This is a genomic window from Kitasatospora sp. NPDC042419 (genome assembly GCF_056437345.1).
Genome location: NZ_JBWKAW010000018.1, coordinates 182,907 through 199,418 on the forward strand (window position 1 = coordinate 182,907; position 16,512 = coordinate 199,418).

The 16,512-nt window shown below is 74.9% G+C and carries 14 protein-coding genes; 6 read left to right on the forward strand and 8 right to left on the reverse strand.

The window, feature by feature from the left end; all coding sequences use genetic code 11:
• Nucleotides 1–166: 166 nt before the first annotated feature.
• From AC067J_RS28965 to AC067J_RS28975, 3 genes are all read right to left on the reverse strand, one after another.
• Nucleotides 167–1,216 carry a hypothetical protein gene (locus AC067J_RS28965; RefSeq protein ID WP_478304073.1) on the reverse strand — a complete coding sequence of 350 codons (1,050 nt, stop codon included), beginning with the start codon at nucleotides 1,214–1,216 and terminating at the stop codon, nucleotides 167–169.
• A 106-nt stretch (nucleotides 1,217–1,322) separates the two neighbouring features.
• Nucleotides 1,323–3,296, reverse strand: coding sequence for a protein kinase domain-containing protein (locus AC067J_RS28970; RefSeq protein ID WP_478304075.1), 1,974 nt, complete (start codon nucleotides 3,294–3,296; stop codon nucleotides 1,323–1,325).
• A 252-nt stretch (nucleotides 3,297–3,548) separates the two neighbouring features.
• Nucleotides 3,549–4,571, reverse strand: a complete 1,023-nt coding sequence (locus tag AC067J_RS28975) for a LysR family transcriptional regulator (protein WP_478304077.1) — start codon at nucleotides 4,569–4,571, stop codon at nucleotides 3,549–3,551.
• Between the two features lie 109 nt (nucleotides 4,572–4,680).
• Here AC067J_RS28975 and AC067J_RS28980 point away from each other — a divergent pair, with 109 nt between their 5' ends.
• Genes AC067J_RS28980 through AC067J_RS28990 form a run of 3 tightly spaced genes read left to right on the forward strand, consistent with a single transcriptional unit; the run spans nucleotide 4,681 to nucleotide 8,077 of the window.
• Nucleotides 4,681–5,385: a succinate dehydrogenase cytochrome b subunit gene (locus tag AC067J_RS28980; RefSeq protein WP_478304079.1), complete on the forward strand. Its 705-nt coding sequence runs from the start codon at nucleotides 4,681–4,683 to the stop codon at nucleotides 5,383–5,385.
• Entirely contained in the window at nucleotides 5,382–7,340 is a 1,959-nt protein-coding gene (locus tag AC067J_RS28985; RefSeq protein WP_478304081.1) for a fumarate reductase/succinate dehydrogenase flavoprotein subunit, read from the forward strand. Before AC067J_RS28980 ends, AC067J_RS28985 begins: the two co-directional genes overlap by 4 nt.
• Complete coding sequence (locus AC067J_RS28990; protein ID WP_478304082.1) at nucleotides 7,337–8,077, forward strand: succinate dehydrogenase/fumarate reductase iron-sulfur subunit; 741 nt, start codon at nucleotides 7,337–7,339, stop codon at nucleotides 8,075–8,077. The genes AC067J_RS28985 and AC067J_RS28990 overlap by 4 nt, the downstream gene beginning before the upstream one ends.
• A 129-nt stretch (nucleotides 8,078–8,206) precedes the next feature.
• On the opposite strand, the gene AC067J_RS28995 is transcribed toward AC067J_RS28990, so the two are convergent.
• From AC067J_RS28995 to AC067J_RS29010, 4 genes are all read right to left on the reverse strand, one after another.
• Nucleotides 8,207–9,403 (reverse strand): MFS transporter, encoded by a 1,197-nt coding sequence (locus tag AC067J_RS28995; RefSeq protein WP_478304084.1) that lies wholly within the window; start codon nucleotides 9,401–9,403, stop codon nucleotides 8,207–8,209.
• A 152-nt stretch (nucleotides 9,404–9,555) separates the two neighbouring features.
• Nucleotides 9,556–9,933, reverse strand: a complete 378-nt coding sequence (locus AC067J_RS29000) for a MerR family transcriptional regulator (RefSeq protein WP_478304086.1) — start codon at nucleotides 9,931–9,933, stop codon at nucleotides 9,556–9,558.
• A gap of 107 nt (nucleotides 9,934–10,040) precedes the next feature.
• Nucleotides 10,041–11,828, reverse strand: coding sequence for a sulfatase (locus AC067J_RS29005; RefSeq protein WP_478304088.1), 1,788 nt, complete (start codon nucleotides 11,826–11,828; stop codon nucleotides 10,041–10,043).
• Nucleotides 11,825–12,439 (reverse strand): PadR family transcriptional regulator, encoded by a 615-nt coding sequence (locus tag AC067J_RS29010; protein ID WP_478304090.1) that lies wholly within the window; start codon nucleotides 12,437–12,439, stop codon nucleotides 11,825–11,827. Before AC067J_RS29010 ends, AC067J_RS29005 begins: the two co-directional genes overlap by 4 nt.
• Before the next feature lie 176 nt (nucleotides 12,440–12,615).
• Between AC067J_RS29010 and AC067J_RS29015 the strand changes: the two genes are divergently transcribed.
• Nucleotides 12,616–13,578, forward strand: coding sequence for a formylglycine-generating enzyme family protein (locus AC067J_RS29015; RefSeq protein ID WP_478304092.1), 963 nt, complete (start codon nucleotides 12,616–12,618; stop codon nucleotides 13,576–13,578).
• Nucleotides 13,579–13,859: 281 nt separating this feature from the next.
• Complete coding sequence (locus AC067J_RS29020; protein ID WP_478304094.1) at nucleotides 13,860–14,162, forward strand: hypothetical protein; 303 nt, start codon at nucleotides 13,860–13,862, stop codon at nucleotides 14,160–14,162.
• A 130-nt stretch (nucleotides 14,163–14,292) separates the two neighbouring features.
• Here AC067J_RS29020 and AC067J_RS29025 read toward each other — a convergent pair whose 3' ends face one another.
• Nucleotides 14,293–15,264 carry an alpha/beta fold hydrolase gene (locus AC067J_RS29025; protein ID WP_478304096.1) on the reverse strand — a complete coding sequence of 324 codons (972 nt, stop codon included), beginning with the start codon at nucleotides 15,262–15,264 and terminating at the stop codon, nucleotides 14,293–14,295.
• A gap of 443 nt (nucleotides 15,265–15,707) precedes the next feature.
• Between AC067J_RS29025 and AC067J_RS29030 the strand changes: the two genes are divergently transcribed.
• Nucleotides 15,708–16,505 (forward strand): phytanoyl-CoA dioxygenase family protein, encoded by a 798-nt coding sequence (locus tag AC067J_RS29030; RefSeq protein WP_478304098.1) that lies wholly within the window; start codon nucleotides 15,708–15,710, stop codon nucleotides 16,503–16,505.
• The last annotated feature ends 7 nt before the right edge of the window (nucleotides 16,506–16,512 follow it).

Here is a 16,512-nt window from a genome sequence, read left to right on the forward strand (position 1 = left end):
CACCGCCCCCGGGCCCTTTCGCGTGCCCGCGAACCCGGCCGGTGGAGCGGCCGGACGGTGGACCGGCCGGCCGGTGGAGCGGCCGGACGGTGGACCGGCGTCGCACGCCGGACGGGAGCCGGACAACGGACGGGACCGGACGCCGGCACGCGGGCCCGCCCGTGGGTCAGGAGCAGCGGTAGGGGAACGAGGTGGCGGCGGTCCGGACCTCCGGTGCGAGGATCTCCAGGGTCGCGGTGGCCTCCAGCGAGCCCCGGCCCTCGAAGCTCCAGCGCAGCACCAGCTCGGTGCGGTGCGCGCCGGAGCGGACGTCCTGGCCGATCTCTCCGGAGGTGGTGCCGTCGCTGCGCAGCCAGCGGTACCGGACGGTTCCGGCCCCGCCGTTGGTCTCCACCACGGCCGTGATCACCGCCGTGCCTCCGCAGCCGGGGCCCGCCGGGTCGCCGGTGGTCACACCGACGCCGGTGACCGCCAGGTCGGGGCCCTGGAAACGCCAGAACAGGAACGCCAGGACCGCCGCCAGCACCACGACGGGTGCCAGCCACCGCCACGCCCTGCGGCGTCGGGGCGGCTGCTCCGCGCCCGGCAGGGCCTGGCCGTGCCAGACGGCGGCGGCCTGCGGCGGGACTCCCGGTCCGAACCGCCGCAACTCGCCCGGAGCGAAGGGTCGTTCGCCCTCCGCGCCGTCGCCGGACGCCTCGGTGGACGCGAGTGCCGCGGTGGTGCCCGGCGCCGCGGTCACGGCCGGTTCCGCGCCGGGCGCGTGCGGAGCGGCGGTGGCGTACGGAGCGGCGCCGACGGCCGGAGCGGCGCCGACGGCGGTACCGCGGGCCGGGGTCTCGACCAGGGTGACGCTCTCCCCCGGGTCCGGGGCGCCTCCCCAGACCCGGGGGTCGAGGAACGTCGCGCTCGCGGCCTCGCTGTCGTCGAGCCGCACCGTGGCCTCGGCGTCCGGGCCTCCCCCGGCCTGGAGCGCGGCGGCGCGCTCCAGCCGGACGGTCCGCTCCGCTGCCGCCGGGTCGGACCCGAGCCGGACGGTCCCCTCACCGCCTTCCCCTCCCGGGGGGAGGCGGACGGTCACCTCGTCGGCCGTGGCCGGGACCTGCGGCGCGACCTCCCCACCGGCCCCACCGGCCTCGCCGGCCGGGGCGAGGCGGACGGTCCGGTCGGCGTCCGGGCCCGGTGCCGGGGCGGAGTCGGGTCGGGGCGTGGACATGGCTCCTCCAGTGAGCGGGATCGGGACGGGTCGGCGGGGGGCCACGGGTCACGGGCCGGCGCGCCGAGGGGGTGGCCGGGGATGGCCGGGACGGCCGGGGTGCGGATCAGCGGGGCGGATCGCAGACGTAGGCGGCGACCTCGGAGGACGTCCTGCCCGGCTTGGCCGCGGCCGGGGTGGTGCCGATGCGCACGCCCCAGGTCGGGAAGGTGTCGGCCGAGCCGAAGTCGTGCGTCCGGGTCACGGTGGCGCGACCGTTCACGAGCGCGACCGTCTCGGTCGCGACGGTGACCGCCCGGCCGCCCGAGCTGTGGTACCAGCTCAGGGTCAGCGTCCCGGTGCCGGTGCCCTGGGCGACCACCGTGATCACTGCCGTCAGGCTCCAGCGCCCGCCGCAGGCCAGTGAGTCCAGGTTCACGGAACCGACCGCGAGGGTCGGCGTCGCGCTCGGGCTCGGCCCCGGGGTGCTGGGGCCGGGGCCGACCGGCGGGGTCGAGGGCGGCGCGACGGTGTTGGTCGCGGTGGGGGCGACGGTCGGGGTGGCGGTGCCGGGCGGGGCCGGCGGCAGGCCGGTCGTCGGGGCGGCGGTGCCGGGCGGGAGCCCCGGGGGCGTGGGGGTCTTGCCGGTCGGCACGGCCGTGGGACCGCCACCGGGGCTGCCCGGGCCCGCCGAAGGGCCGGCGGTGGGAACGGAGGGCTTCGGCCCCGGAGTACCCGGGCTCGCCGACGGACCGGCCGTCGACGCGGACGGCTCCGGGCCCGTGGTCTCCGGACCGGCCGACGGTGCGGCCGCCGAGGGGTCGCCGGGGTCGCCGGGGCCGCCCGTGGCGGGGCCGCCCGTCGGGTCGGGCGCGCCGAGGCTGGTGGTCGCTTCCGGGGAGGCGCCGCCGACAGCCGTGCGGGCGCCTCCGTCGGCGGCCCCGGCCATGGCCATGCCCGCCAGGGTGGCGAGGGTCAGCACGCCGGCCGCGACGCCGACCAGGGCCTTGCCGCGGGTGCCGAGACGCGCTCCACGGCGGGCCAGGGTCACCCGGGCGGCGGCCGGGACGGTGTCGGCACCGGGTGCGGGTGCGGTCTGCGCCGCCGGTGCCTCGGTGGCCCCCAGCGAGGTGTGGGCCAGCGAGGTGCCGCCGGCCGCGCCGCCCGCACCGGGCAGCAGCAGCGCGAGCAGGGCGAGCAGCGCCGTCAGGTCGAGCCGCCCCTTCTCCTCCCACTGCGGTCCGTACCCGGCCGCCGCGACCGCCTCCAGCTCCTCGACGAGCGCGGCCGCGCTGTCGGGCCGGTCGGCCGGGTCCTTGGCGAGGCCGGACAGGATCAGCGGCCGGACCGGGTCCGGGGCCAGCTCGGCCGGGATCGGTGCCTCGGTGTGCTGGACGGCGAGTTCGGCGATCGTGGTGCCGCCGTAGGGGCGGGCGCCGGTGAGGCACTCGAAGAAGGTGACGGTCGCGGCGTAGACGTCGCCGGCCGGGGAGGCGGGCCGGCCCGCCCACTGCTCGGGCGGCATGTAGGCGGGGGTCCCGGAGACGTCGCGGTCGTCGCCGCTCGGCACCGCGATGCCGAAGTCGACCAGCTTGGACGTCCCGGCGGTGTCCACCAGGACGTTGGCGGGCTTGTAGTCGCGGTGCACCACGCCGGCCCCGTGCGCGGCGGCCAGGCCGAGCAGTGAGCCCTTCAGCACGACCAGGGCGGCCTCCGGGGTGGTGGCGCCCTCCGCGCGGAGCAGGTCGCGCAGCGCGATCCCGTCCACCAGCTCCATCACGATGGCCGAGCCCCGCTCGCCCTCCACGTACTCGTAGAGCCGGGTGACGTGCGGGGAGTCGATTCCGGCGAGGACCTCGGCCTCCGCGCGCAGGCCGGGCGTGCCGACGGAACCGTGGAGGTACTTGATCGCGACGGGGGTGCCGGTCGCCCGGTGGCGGGCGAGCACGACCCGGCCGCTCGCCCCGGATCCGAGCTCCCGCTCGTGGAGGTACTCGGGAAGCTCCCAGGGCCGCGCGTCCGCGGGCACCCGGGCGCTGCCCGCGGCGGGGGCGTCTCCGCCCCCGGTCGGTCTGTGGTCCTGCTGCTTCCGGTCGTCCATCGCTTCGCGCTCTCCCCGTCGCTGCCTCGGCTCTGCGGCGTCGCACCTTACGGCACCACCGCCGCTGCCTGGGACGCAGCCCGTGAACAGCGGGTTCCGGGCCGGTGGGTCCGCGAGGTCACGATTCGGGTGATTCGCACACCGTGCCAACCGTTCGGCCGGGCCGCCGCGTTCGCCGGGCGGGGCACCGGAGGCGGAGGGGGGAAGGGCGGGACGGGGCGGGGGCCGGGCGCCGGCGGCGGTCCCGCGCGCTCACGCCAGCAGCAGCCTCGTGCCCGGCGGCAGTTCACCGGAGCGGGCCGCGTCGCGCAGGTGGGCCAGCAGGGTCGTCCGCAGCGCCTCCGCGGCCCGGGTGAGCGGCACCTCCGAGCCGTGCGCCACCGCGATGGTCCGGCCCAGGCCGGGCGCGGCGAACGGGGTCACCGCCAGCCCCGAGCGGGCCGCCACCATGCCGGGCAGCACGGCGGGCCCCAGCCCGGCCCGGACGAAGCCGAGCACCGCGTCCATCTCCCCGCCCTCGACCGCGAGCTCCGGCTCGAACCCGGCCGCGCGGCAGGCCGCCAGGGTGGCCTCGCGCAGGTCGTAGCCCTCGCGGAACATCACCAGCGGCCGCCCGCGCAGTTCCGCGACCCGGACCTTCCGCCGCCGCGCGGGGGCCCGTCCGGCGGCGGACCGTCCGGCGCCGGACGGTCCGGCCGCGGAAGGCCCTGCGGCGGCCCGGTCGCCGCGGCCCCCCTCCGCGGGATCGCGCTCGACCAGCACCAGTTCCTCGTGCAGCAGTTCGGTGACGGCCAGCGGGTGCCCGGCCTGGTCGGCCGCGCCGCCCGACCGGGTGATGACGAGGGCGAGGTCCAGCTCCCCCGAGGTCAGCGCCGGCACCAGGTCGCCCGAGCCGCCCTCGCGGACCACCAGCGCGACCCCCGGGTGGCGGTCCCGGAAGACCCGCAGGACGTCCGGCACCAGGCTGGTGCAGAGGCTCGGCGGCGCACCGAGCCGGACCCGGCCGCGGCGCAGCTGGAGGGTCTCCTGGACGGCGAGGCGTGCGCTCTCGGTGTCGGCGATGATGCGCCGGGCGAGCGGCAGGAGGGCCTCACCGGCGTCGGTCAGGGCGATGTTGCCGCGCGTGCGGTGGAACAGTTCGGCGCCCAACTCCCTTTCGAGGGAGCGGATCTGTTGCGAGAGTGAGGGCTGTGCCACATGCGCCGCCTCGGCGGCGCGGGTGAAGTGGCGGGTCTCGGCGACGGCCAGGAAGTAGCGGAGTTGCTGGAGCTGCACCGGGCCAGGATAGGCCCGCCCGGCTGCCCCGCACGATAGGCACAGGCTATGGTCGTGAGCCGCATCATGTCTTGGACGCACCGTCGTCCGTGTCCTTACCGTTGGCGCCATGACAACCGCGACACGGACGGCCCGGTATCCGTCCATCCTGCTGACCCTGTGGCGGTCGACCGTCGGCAAGAAGGCGGTCATGGCCGTCAGCGGACTGGTCATGCTGCTCTACCTGGTCGCGCACATGCTGGGCAACCTCAAGGTCTTCTTCGGGCCGGAGGACATCAACGGCTACGCGGCCTGGCTGCGGACCCTCGGGCAGCCCTTCCTCGGGCACGAGTGGTTCCTCTGGATCGCCCGGGTCGGTCTGCTGGCCGCCGTGGTGCTGCACGGCGTGGCCGCGTACCAGCTGAGCCGGCGCGACCTCGCGGCCCGTCCGAGCAAGTACGCGCACCGGCGGCGCCGGGCGAGCTACGCGACCCGGACGATGCGCTGGGGCGGGGTGATCCTGGCGCTGTTCATCGTCTGGCACATCCTCGACCTGACCACGCTGACCGTGAACCCCAACGCCGAGCACGGCAAGCCGTACCAGAACATCGTGGCCTCGTTCGGGACGTGGTACGGCTGCGCGATCTACATCGTCGCGATGCTCGCCGTCGGCCTGCACGTCCGGCACGGCTTCTGGAGCGCCGCGCAGACCCTCGGCGCCAACAACGCCCGCCGGGACCGCGCGCTGAAGCTGACCGCCGACGGCCTGGCGCTGCTGCTGACCGCGGGTTTCCTGTCCGTCCCCGTGGCCGTGATGACCGGAGTGGTGAGTTGAGCACCGACGACAGCGACTACAGCGACTACCGGACCGGCGAGCCGGTCGCCGACACCCGGGCCCCCGCCGGGCCGATCGAACAGCGCTGGGACCAGCGGCGGTTCGACGCCAAGCTGGTCAACCCGGCCAACCGGCGCAAGCACACCGTGATCGTGGTCGGCACCGGCCTCGCGGGCGGCGCGGCCGGCGCCACCCTCGCCGAACAGGGCTACCACGTCGTCCAGTTCTGCTTCCAGGACTCCCCCCGGCGGGCCCACTCGATCGCCGCCCAGGGCGGCATCAACGCCGCCAAGAACTACCGCAACGACGGCGACTCGGTCCGCCGGCTGTTCTACGACACCGTCAAGGGCGGCGACTTCCGGGCCCGCGAGTCGAACGTGCACCGCCTCGCCCAGGTCTCGGTGGAGATCATCGACCAGTGCGTGGCCCAGGGCGTACCGTTCGCCCGCGAGTACGGCGGCCTGCTGGACACCCGCTCGTTCGGCGGCGTCCAGGTCTCCCGGACCTTCTACGCCCGCGGCCAGACCGGCCAGCAGCTGCTGCTCGGCGCCTACCAGGCGCTGTCCCGGCAGATCGCCGCCGGGAACGTCGAGATGCACGCCCGCACCGAGATGCTCGACCTGCTGGTGGTCGACGGCCGGGCGCGCGGGATCGTCGCCCGCGACCTGGTCACCGGCGAGGTCTCGACGTACACCGCCGACGCGGTCGTCCTCGCCAGCGGCGGCTACGGCAACGTCTTCTACCTCTCCACCAACGCCAAGAACTCCAACGCCACCGCGATCTGGCGGGCGCACCGGCGCGGCGCGTACTTCGCCAACCCGTGCTTCACCCAGATCCACCCGACCTGCATCCCGCGCTCCGGCGACCACCAGTCCAAGCTCACCCTGATGAGCGAGTCGCTGCGCAACGACGGCCGGATCTGGGTGCCGAAGGCGAAGGGCGACGCCCGGCCGCCGGCCGAGATCCCGGAGGACGAGCGGGACTACTACCTGGAGCGGATCTACCCGGCGTTCGGCAACCTGGTGCCGCGCGACATCGCCTCCCGGGCCGCCAAGAACGTCTGCGACGAGGGCCGCGGCGTCGGCCCCGGCGGGCAGGGCGTCTACCTGGACTTCGCCGACGCCATCCGCCGGCTGGGCCGGGACGCCGTGGAGGCCAGGTACGGCAACCTGTTCGAGATGTACGAGCGGATCACCGCCGAGGACCCGTACCGGGTGCCGATGCGGATCTACCCGGCGATCCACTACACCATGGGCGGCCTCTGGGTCGACTACGACCTGCAGACCACCGTCCCGGGGCTGTTCGCGATCGGCGAGGCCAACTTCTCCGACCACGGCGCCAACCGGCTCGGTGCCAGCGCGCTGATGCAGGGCCTGGCCGACGGCTACTTCGTGCTCCCGCCGGTCCTCAACGACTACCTGGCCCGGGAGAAGCTCCCCGCCGTCCCGGCCGACCACGAGGAGATCGCCTCGGTGGAGGCCGAGGTGGCGGACCGGCTGAACCTGATCCTCGCGGTGGACGGCGACCGCACGCCCGACTCCTTCCACCGGGAGCTCGGCGAACTGCTCTGGGACGAGTGCGGGATGGCCCGTGACGCGGCCGGGCTGCGCCGGGCCCTGGCGCGGATCCCGCAGCTGCGCGAGGAGTTCTGGCGCCGGATCAAGGTGCCAGGGACCGGCGCGGAGCTGAACCAGTCGCTGGAGAAGGCCAACCGGCTGGTCGACTACTTCGAGCTCGCCGAGCTGATGTGCCTGGACGCGCTGCACCGCGCCGAGTCCTGCGGCGGCCACTTCCGCACCGAGAGCCAGACCGCGGACGGCGAGGCCGCCCGGCGCGACGAGGAGTTCTCCTACGCCGCCGCCTGGGAGTTCACCGGCACCGGCGAGGCGCCCGTGCTCCACCGCGAGCACCTCGACTTCGAGCACGTCCACCCCACCCAGCGGAGCTACGCGTGAACCTCACCCTTCGGATCTGGCGCCAGGCGGGCCCCGACACGCCCGGCTCGATGACGACCTACCAGGTCGGCGGGATCAGCCCGGACATGTCCTTCCTGGAGATGCTCGACACCCTCAACGAGGAGCTGATCACCCGCGGCGACACGCCCGTCGCCTTCGACCACGACTGCCGCGAGGGCATCTGCGGCGCCTGCGGCATGGTCATCAACGGCCGCGCGCACGGCCCCGAGCGGACCACCACCTGCCAGCTGCACATGCGGCACTTCGAGGACGGCGACACCATCGACGTCGAACCGTGGCGCGCGGCGGCGTTCCCGGTGGTCAAGGACCTGGTGGTGGACCGCTCGGCGTTCGACCGGATCATCGGCGCGGGCGGCTACATCACCGCCCCGACCGGCAGCGCGCCCGACGCGCACGCCACCCCGGTGCCCAAGGAGGCCGCCGACACCGCCTTCGAGCACGCCGAGTGCATCGGCTGCGGCGCGTGCGTGGCCGCCTGCCCGAACGGCTCGGCGATGCTCTTCACCTCCGCGAAGGTGGTCCACCTCAACGTCCTTCCGCAGGGCGCCCCGGAGCGGAGGTCGCGGGTGCGCGACATGGTCTCCGCGATGGACGCCGAGGGCTTCGGCGGCTGCACCAACACCGGCGAGTGCGCCACCGCCTGCCCGAAGGGCATCCCGCTGCCCAGCATCGCCGCGATGAACCGCGAGTTCCTGCGCAGCACGCTGGGGGGCTGAGGCACCCGCCGCGCCCCCGGTCCGGCCTCCGGCCGTCCGCGGCCCCTCCCGTCGGGGAGGGGCCGCGGACGGCCGGCGCCGTTCGGCGGGGCACTCGGGGGCGCCTGGGGTTCGGCGTCCGGCCGGGCGTCAGCCGCGCGGCGGGGGGAAGGCGTGGCGCCGGGCGAACAGGGCGGTCAACGTCGCGGCGGCGAGCAGGGCCGCGGCCGTCCACGGCAGGGCGGTGGTCCCGGCACCGTCCAGGACCACCCCGCCGAGGAGCGAGCCGCCCGCCATCGCGACGTTCCAGCCCGTGACCCAGAGGGAGTTGGCGGTGTCGGCGAGGAGCGGCGCGGCCCGCACTCCGGCGGTCTGCATCAGGGTCGGGATGCCGCCGTGGGTCACGCCCCAGAGCACCGAGGCCGCCAGGACGGCCGGGGTGTTCCCGCCGAGGAGGCCGAAGACGGCCAGGGCGGCCGTGGCGAGCGCCAGCAGGGTGACGGTCGCCGTGCGCAGCCGGCGGTCGGCCGTCGCGCCGGCGGTCCAGACGCCGAACATCGAGCCGAGTCCGAAGAGGAACAGCAGGGTCCCGGTGGACGCCCCGAGTCCGGCGCGCTCCACGAACGGCGCGATGTACGTGTACAGCGTGTAGAAGCCGAGCACCATGGTGACCGAGGCCAGGTTGACCGCGGCGATCCCGGGCGTGCGCAGCGTCGCGAGCAGCCCGGCCCCGGCCTGCGGGCGTTCCCCCGCCGGCTGCGGCAGCCACCGGAGCGCCGCGGCGGCCAGGACCAGGGCCAGCACGCTGAGCAGGCCGAACGCCGCCCGCCAGCCGGCCAGGCCGCCGAGCGCGGTGCCCGCCGGCATGCCGAGCGAGAGGCCGACCGTCATCCCGGCCAGCGCGACCGCGATCGCCCGGCCGGACCGCTCCGGGTCCAGCCGGGCGGCGAAGGCCGGGACCATCGCCCAGAGGAGCCCGGCGAAGACCCCGGAGAGCAGCCGGGCGGCGGTGGTCAGGGCGAAGGAGCCGGAGAGCGCCGTGACGGCGTTGGTGGCGGCGAAGCCCGCCAGCAGGCCCACCAGCAGGGTCCGCCGGGGCAGTCGCAGGGTCCAGGCGGTCATCGGGATCGCGGTGACGGCGGCGGCCAGCGCGTAGACGGTGACCAGCAGGCCGGCCCGTGACTCGCCGACGCCGAGGCCTTCGCCGATGGCGGGGAGCAGCCCGGCGGGGAGGGCCTCGGTGAGGACGGTGACGAAGGCGGAGCCGGAGAGGACGAGCAGCCCGGGGAGCGTGCGGCGTCCCTCGCTACCCGGATGAGCTGGGGAAACAGTGGTCGCTGTGGTCATGCCGGGACGGTAGAACCCTCACGTATGCGTGAGGGTCAAGTCGGCTCTCCGGGCTGCCGGCCCGGGCCCGCGGCGAGGCCGGGCCGGGGCCAGGCGGGCGGACGGCCGGGCGGCGACGGGGCGGCGACGGGGCCGGGCGGGCGGGGCCCAGGTCAGCCGTCGGCGCCGGCACGGGCGGTTCGGGCGGCGAGCAGGTAGGTGTCCATGGCGTCCCGGTTGCGGGTGAGGCAGCGGATCCGCCGGTCGAGCTGGTCCCGTTCGCGGGTCACCTGGTCCAGCATGTCGTCGCACGGCCGCTCCGGGACGAGTGCGGCCGGGCCGTCCAGGTAGGGGAGGATGTCGCGGATGATCCGGGTGGGCAGCCCGCATTCGATCAGGCCGCGGATCTGCCGGACGATCTCGTCGGCCCCCTCGCAGTAGTCGCGGTAGCCGTTGCCGTGACGTGCGGGCCTGATCAGGCCCTCCTCCTCGTAGTAGCGCAGGGCGCGGACGCTCACGCCGGTCCGCCGGGACAGCTCGCCGATCTTCATGCGGGCACGGTACTGCACCCGGTCGCGGGGCCCGGTCGGTGCCGGGCCCGCGTCCGGGGCGGTACCGCGCCGGACGCCGCGCCGCCTTCCGCTGCGCCGCCCGGGCGCTACTCGGCCGGCGCGGCCGGGGCGGGCAGCTCGCCGAGGGCGTCGGCGAGGGCGCGCAGGTCGGCGGGCCGCACGGACGGGCCCATGGCGGCGAGCCGGAACGGGGAGAGCGCGCCGAGCATCGCCCGCAGGCCGGGGGCGGCCAGCATGGGCAGCCGCTCCAGCACGGCGGCGGCGGCCCGGTCGTCCTCCAGCAGGGTGCGCAGCGGGGTGTGCACGGAGAGCGGGGTGTCGGGGAAGTCGCCGGCCTCCGGGAGGGGTTCGGCGGCGGCGAGCGCCTGCGGCCGCTGGGCGCGGACCTGGAGGTGGTCGGCGGTGACCGGCCCCTCGGCGGGCAGGCCGAGCCGTTCGAACTGGTCGGCCGGGGCGTCCGCGTCGCGCAGCGCCTGGGTGAGCAGTGCGGCCAGCTGGAGCTCCAACTCGTCGTCGACCAGGGGCTGTTCCTGTTCCGGGTCGGTGTAGAGGTCGAACAGCTGGGTGCCGAAGGCGTACGGGTTGCCCCAGGCGGTGGCGGGCAGGCGCAGGACGGGCATGCCCTTGGTGAAGGGCAGCGGTCCGGCCAGGGTCGCGGGGGCCAGCTCCTGCGGGGTGAAGTGGCCGCGCATGTGGGTGGGCATCAGGGTGTGCTCGTACAGCGGCCGGTTGCCGGCGTCCTTGCAGGCGCGCATGTAGACGTACCGGCCGTCGGTGATGTTGACGTGCCCGCCGAAGACGCCGAACAGGCCGTGCAGCCGGACGGGGGTGTCGTGGGCGACGGTGTCGGCGAGCGGGCGGCCCTGCATGTCGGGGGTGCGCGGGACGCCGAAGTACTCCAGCAGGGTGGGCCCGAGGTCGATGGTCTGGACGAGGGCGGCGCGGCGGCCGGTGGCGCGGGTGCGCGGGTCCCAGACGAACAGCGGGGTGTGGATGTTCTCGTCGTACCAGGGCTGGATGTTCTTGCCCCACCAGCCGCGCTCGCCCAGCAGCAGTCCGTGGTCGGTGCAGACGATCAGCAGGGTGTCGTCCCACAGGTCGTGCTCGTCGAAGGCGTCGAGGACCCTGCCGAGCGAGTCGTCGCACATGGTGAGCAGCGCGGCGTACTCGTTGCGGGCGTGCTCGACGGCCTCTGGGCTCTCGGTGACGCGCTTGTAGTCGGGCCAGTCGAAGTGCGGGCCGTCCCAGTCGTGCGGGTAGTGCTTCTTGTGCTCGGCGTAGGAGTAGAACGGCTCGTGCGGGTCGAAGCACTCGATCTGCAGGAACCAGCGGTCCTGGTCGCGGTTGGTGGCGATGAACTCCAGGCCGGCGTCGAAGGTGCGGGTCTGCGGGTGGTCGGCGATGTCCTGCAGGTACTGGCGGTTGACCCAGTCCTGGCGCCAGGCCGGGCCGTCGCGCCAGGAGAGCGTCTCGGGGATGTCCGGGTCGGCGACGTGTCCCTTCCACTTGTCGCCCTCCTGGCCGCGGAAGAACTCGTAGCTGTCGTACCGGTTGTGGTAGGTGGCGCCGCCGTCCTCCCAGTAGTGCTGGTGGTCGGTGACCAGATGGGTGTAGACGCCGCCCTTGCCCAGCAGGTCGGGGACGGAGTCGTCGAAGGGCTCCAGCGGGCCCCAGGAGCGGTGCAGGAAGTTGTACCGGCCGGTGTGCATCTCACGGCGGGCCGGCATGCAGGGCATCGAGCCGCCGTAGCAGTTGTCGAAGGTGGCGGCGCGGGCGGCGAGGCGGCTGAAGTTCGGGGCCAGGGTCCAGTCGCAGCCGTAGGGCGGCAGGAAGCGGCGGTTGAGGCTGTCGAACATGACCAGGACGGCTTTCACCGGGCGGATTCTCCTTCGGTGGGCGCGGGGCGGGTTTCGGTTGCGGGGTCGGGCAGCGCGTCCTGGAGGAGGCGGCGGGTGCGCTCCAGCCAGTCGAGCCAGGCGTCGACGGCGGACGCCCCGTACTGGTGGGTGAGTTCGCGGAGCAGGCGGACCCGGTGGGCGTCCGCCTCCGGGACGCCCTCGGCGAAGGCGACGGACCGGTCGCGTCCGCGCATGGTCGCCACCTGACGGCGGCGGTAGGCGAGTTCGGTGTCGATCAGGTCGATCAGGCGGTCCGGGGCGACCAGGCCGGTGAAGTAGAACCGGGCCATGAAGTCCGGGTCCTGGAATCGGCTGGTCGGCCGGTACGGCGAGCGGGCCTCGGTGACCAGTTCGGCGTGGCCCGCGTCGGTCAGCCGGTACACCTTGGCGTCCGGGCGGCCGTCGCGGGGGTCGGTCTCGAAGGCGACCCAGCCCTGGTCGGCCATCCGGTTGAGCAGCCGGTAGATCTGGCTCTGGTGGGCGTTCGAGCGGACGAACTGCCCCTCCCCCGCCAGCCACTGCTTGAGGTCCCAGCCGCTGCGGGGGTGGATGGCCAGCAGGCCGAGCAGGACGTGGTCGAACTTCACCGGTGGTTCTTCTCCTCTTTCCGTGACGGCCGCGGGGCCACGACGACCGCGGGGTTCGCGGGGTCCGCCGCGGGCCGCGGGGTTCGCCGCGCCCGCCCGGTCCGCCGGGTCCGTCGGGGCCGCCGGTCTTGCTAGGTGCATTCTCACCTAGGTGAAAAGTGCTATAGCTTGGCCCCATGAGTCAACCCCCCGCCGCGCACGCCTGCTGCCTGCCGTCGGCCCGGGGCGCCGACGCGCCCGTCCTCCCGCTCCCCTCCGTGCCGTCCGCCGCCCGGCCCGCGCACCCCGAAGTGTCCCTTCCCGGAGGCGTGTTCGCGATGGGGGACGCCCACGGCGAGGGCTACCCCGCCGACGGCGAGACACCGGTGCACGAGGTGGAACTGCCGCCGTTCACCATCGACACCGAGCCCGTCACCACCGCCAGGTTCGCGGCTTTCGCCGAGTCCACCGGCTACCGCACCGACGCCGAACGGGCCGGCTCCTCCGCCGTCTTCCACCTGTTCGCCCTCGCCGAGCCCGCCGACCTGCTCGGCCGCTCCCCCGCCGCGCCCTGGTGGCTGGAGGTCCGCGGCGCCGACTGGCGCCACCCGTACGGCCCGCTCGGGGACGCCGCCGACCTGCTCGACCACCCCGTGGTGCACGTCAGCCACCGCGACGCGCTCGCCTACTGCCGCTGGGCCGGCCGCCGGCTGCCCACCGAGGCCGAGTGGGAGTACGCCGCCCGCGGCCCGCTGGCCGGCCGCCGCTACCCGTGGGGCGACGAGCTGCGCCCCGACGGCGAGCACCGCTGCCGGATCTGGCAGGGCCGCTTCCCCGACCTGCCGACCGGCGAGGACGGCTGGTACGCGACCGCGCCGGTCGGCAGCTACCCGCCCAACGGCTTCGGCCTGTCCGACGTGGCCGGGAACGTCTGGGAGTGGTGCGCCGACCGCTTCGACCCCGGCTGGTACGCCCGCTCGCCGCGCCGCGATCCGCGCGGGCCGGAGTCCTGCCCGGACGGCACCGGGCGCCGGGTGCTGCGCGGCGGCTCCTACCTGTGCCACGACTCGTACTGCAACCGCTACCGGGTCGCCGCGCGCACCGGCAACACCCCGGAGTCGACCAGCGGCAACTGCGGCTTCCGGACGGTGGCCTGCTGAGCGTGCGGCGGGGCGCGCGCCCCGCCCGTGCGCGCCCCGCTTCTTCGACGGTTCGTCAGGATCGGTGCTGGGGAGCAGGAATTCGCGCTACCGTGGTGCCCGCCCCGAGGAGGAACGCATATGCCCGAGGTTCAGTCCTGCTCCGGGTGCGGCGGTTCCGGGGGGACCGAGAAGACCGAGGCCACGGTCGAGCTCGATGAGGAAGGGAGCATGGTGCCGAGGATCCACACCTTCTGGTCGCCATGCGGTCGGTGCCACGGTTCCGGGACGGTGATCGTCGGATGAGGCTGGTCTTCGAATGCGTCGAGTGCGGCAGCCACTACCTGCCGCCCGAGGGGATGGCCTACCCGGACGGACCCGCCTCGCCGCTCTGGTGCACGCGGTGCCAGGCGGCGAAGCGGGCGGCGGGCGTCCGGGAGGACCCGCTGATGGCGCGGATCGCGCTGGCGGCGGCCCGGGCCGCGCGCGCCGGTGCCGCGCCGGAGGAGCCGGCGGGCGCGCGGACGGACGTCCGGCCGTCGCGGCCGCCGCTGTCACGGCGGGCGCGCTCCGGGCCGGGCGGGGTGCGCGGCAAGCTCGCGTAGCCGGGCCCGCGCCCCGGCGGACCGGGCCGCGGTGGACCGGACGCCGTTCGGGTCAGGCGCTGTTCCAGTCAGCCAGCGTTCCAGTCAGGCGCCGTTCGGCCCAGGCGCCGTTGACTCGGCAGCGTTCGGCTCAGGCGCCGTTCGGGCCGGCGGCCGCCGGAGTCGCCCCCGGGGCGGCGGCGGCCGGGTCGGTCTCGGCCAGGAAGCGCCCGATCAGGTCGGCGACGGCCTCCGGGGCGTCCTCCGGGCTGTAGTGACCGACCCCCGGCAGTTCGGCGACCCGCCCGGCCGGGAAGGCCGCGCGGAACAGCGGGAGGAAGTGCCGGGCGTTCAGCGTCCGGTCGGCCGTACCCCAGACGGCCAGCGCGGGAACGGCGGCCAGCGCGGCGCGGGCCTCGTCCGAGGGCGTCTCGAAGCGGTGCGCGCCGGTCGCGAATCCCTTCGCCCAGCCGATCGCGCCGCGGCTCTCCTCCGGCGTCGGGAACGGCGCGCCGTACGCGCGCAGCCAGGTGTCGGTGACCACGGCGGGGTTCTCGAAGCCGTTGAGCCGCAGGGTGGCGAGGACGCCACGACCGAGGTCCCCGAGGACGGTGTCGAGGGTGCCGTCGGCGTGGGCGCGGGCGATCCAGGTGAACCACGGGGAGTCGGCGGCGTTGGCGGCCAGCACCTCGGCGAGGTCGGGCTGGCCGAACGGGGTGGGGCCGTTGACGCTGACGACCCGCGCGATCAGGTCGGGGCGCCGGGCCGCCAGGCCCATGCCGACCGGGCCGCCGAAGTCGTGCACGACCAGGGTGATCCCGCTCAGGCCGAGGTCGAGGACGAGGGCCTCGGCGTTGTCGACGTGGTCCTGCAGCCAGTACGTGCGGTCGGCGGGGGTCTCGCTCCTGCCGAAGCCCATGTGGTCGGGAACGACGACCCGGTGGGTGGGTGCGAGGCGGCGGACGAGGTCGCGGAAGAGGTAGCCCCAGGTCGGTTCGCCGTGCAGGCAGAGGAGGACCGGGCCGGCGCCTTCGTCGACGTAGTGCATCCGGAAGCCGGGGGCACCGGTGAAGCGCGGGCGGTACGGGAAGGTGCCATCGAAGGTCTCGTGGGCGGCGGTCATGGCGGGCCTCTCGGGATCGGACGCACGGAGTGGTAGCAAAGTAAAACCAGGCAGGGCCGAGCCTAGGTCCACCGGTTTTTATTTGCAACCACAGGCGGGGGCCGGAGCGACCCGCGGGGCGCGCGTGCCGGACGACGGCGGACGGGTCCGGCGGTGCACGAGTCGACCGGTGGCCGAGGCGGCACGGCACGGTGGCGCGAAGATGGCCGCGAGCTTTCGTGGTCTTGTGGCGGACATGTCGCGCGGGTCATACTCCCAACACGGACCACTTTGCGTGATCGACTCATGCCTCTTCGTGGCGACCAATCGTCGGTGTGGCGGCCCTGGACGGGCTCACCGCCGCCTGAAGTCTGGATGATCCGTGAATCCCCTTGAACCCGTTGCCGAACGATCCGTCGCGCCCGGCTGCGCGTCCCGTCGACCGAGGGAGGTGAGTCGGTTCGGTGCCGCGATCTCCCGGAGGGCTTGAGACCCTCGACCTCACGCGACAGCAGCAGTTCTCGGAATCCGGCTACCTGGTCCTTCCGGGCTTCCTGCCGGAACCCCTCCGGGCGAGGCTCGTACCCGAGGTGGACCACTGGGTGGACGAGGGCCTGCGCGCCCGCTCCATCGCCGCGAGCGCCGGCCCGGCGGCCGGCGGCCCGCCCCCGGTCCTGGAGCTGGAGCTGGCGGCCCACGGCGAACTCCTCACCCACCCGCCGCTCCTGCGGACCCTCACCCAGCTCATGGGGCCGTCGTTCGTCTTCCACCACCTGCACAGCGACCGCCACGCCCCCGGCATCGCGGGAAAACCGTGGCACCACGACTGCGAGCCCAACGACCGCTCCGACCCCTCGCTGCAGATGGTCCACGCACTGCACTACCTCGGCGGCCTCGACGAGAAGGTCGGCAGCCTCGCGATCCTGCCGGGCTCCCACCGCCGCGCCGCCGACAAGACCGCGCTCGCCCATCTCGGCACCGGCGAAGTGCCCGGTGAGACGGTCATCGACCGGCTGCCGGCCGGTTCGACCGTCCTCCTCAACTCCGCTCTCTTCCACACCCGCAGACCGGCCCCCGAAGGCCCCGGCAGTCCCCGGTACTTCATCGACGCGTCCTACTGCCAGACGGGCGCACGGTGGCGTCCGGTGAAGCCGTACTGGAGACACATGCTGGCCCGGGCCCGCGAACTGGGCCTCTCCGACAGCCGGTGGCCGGAGCTGTTCGCGGAACGGCACTTCACCGAGTACACCGGAACCGTCTGAGGAGAAC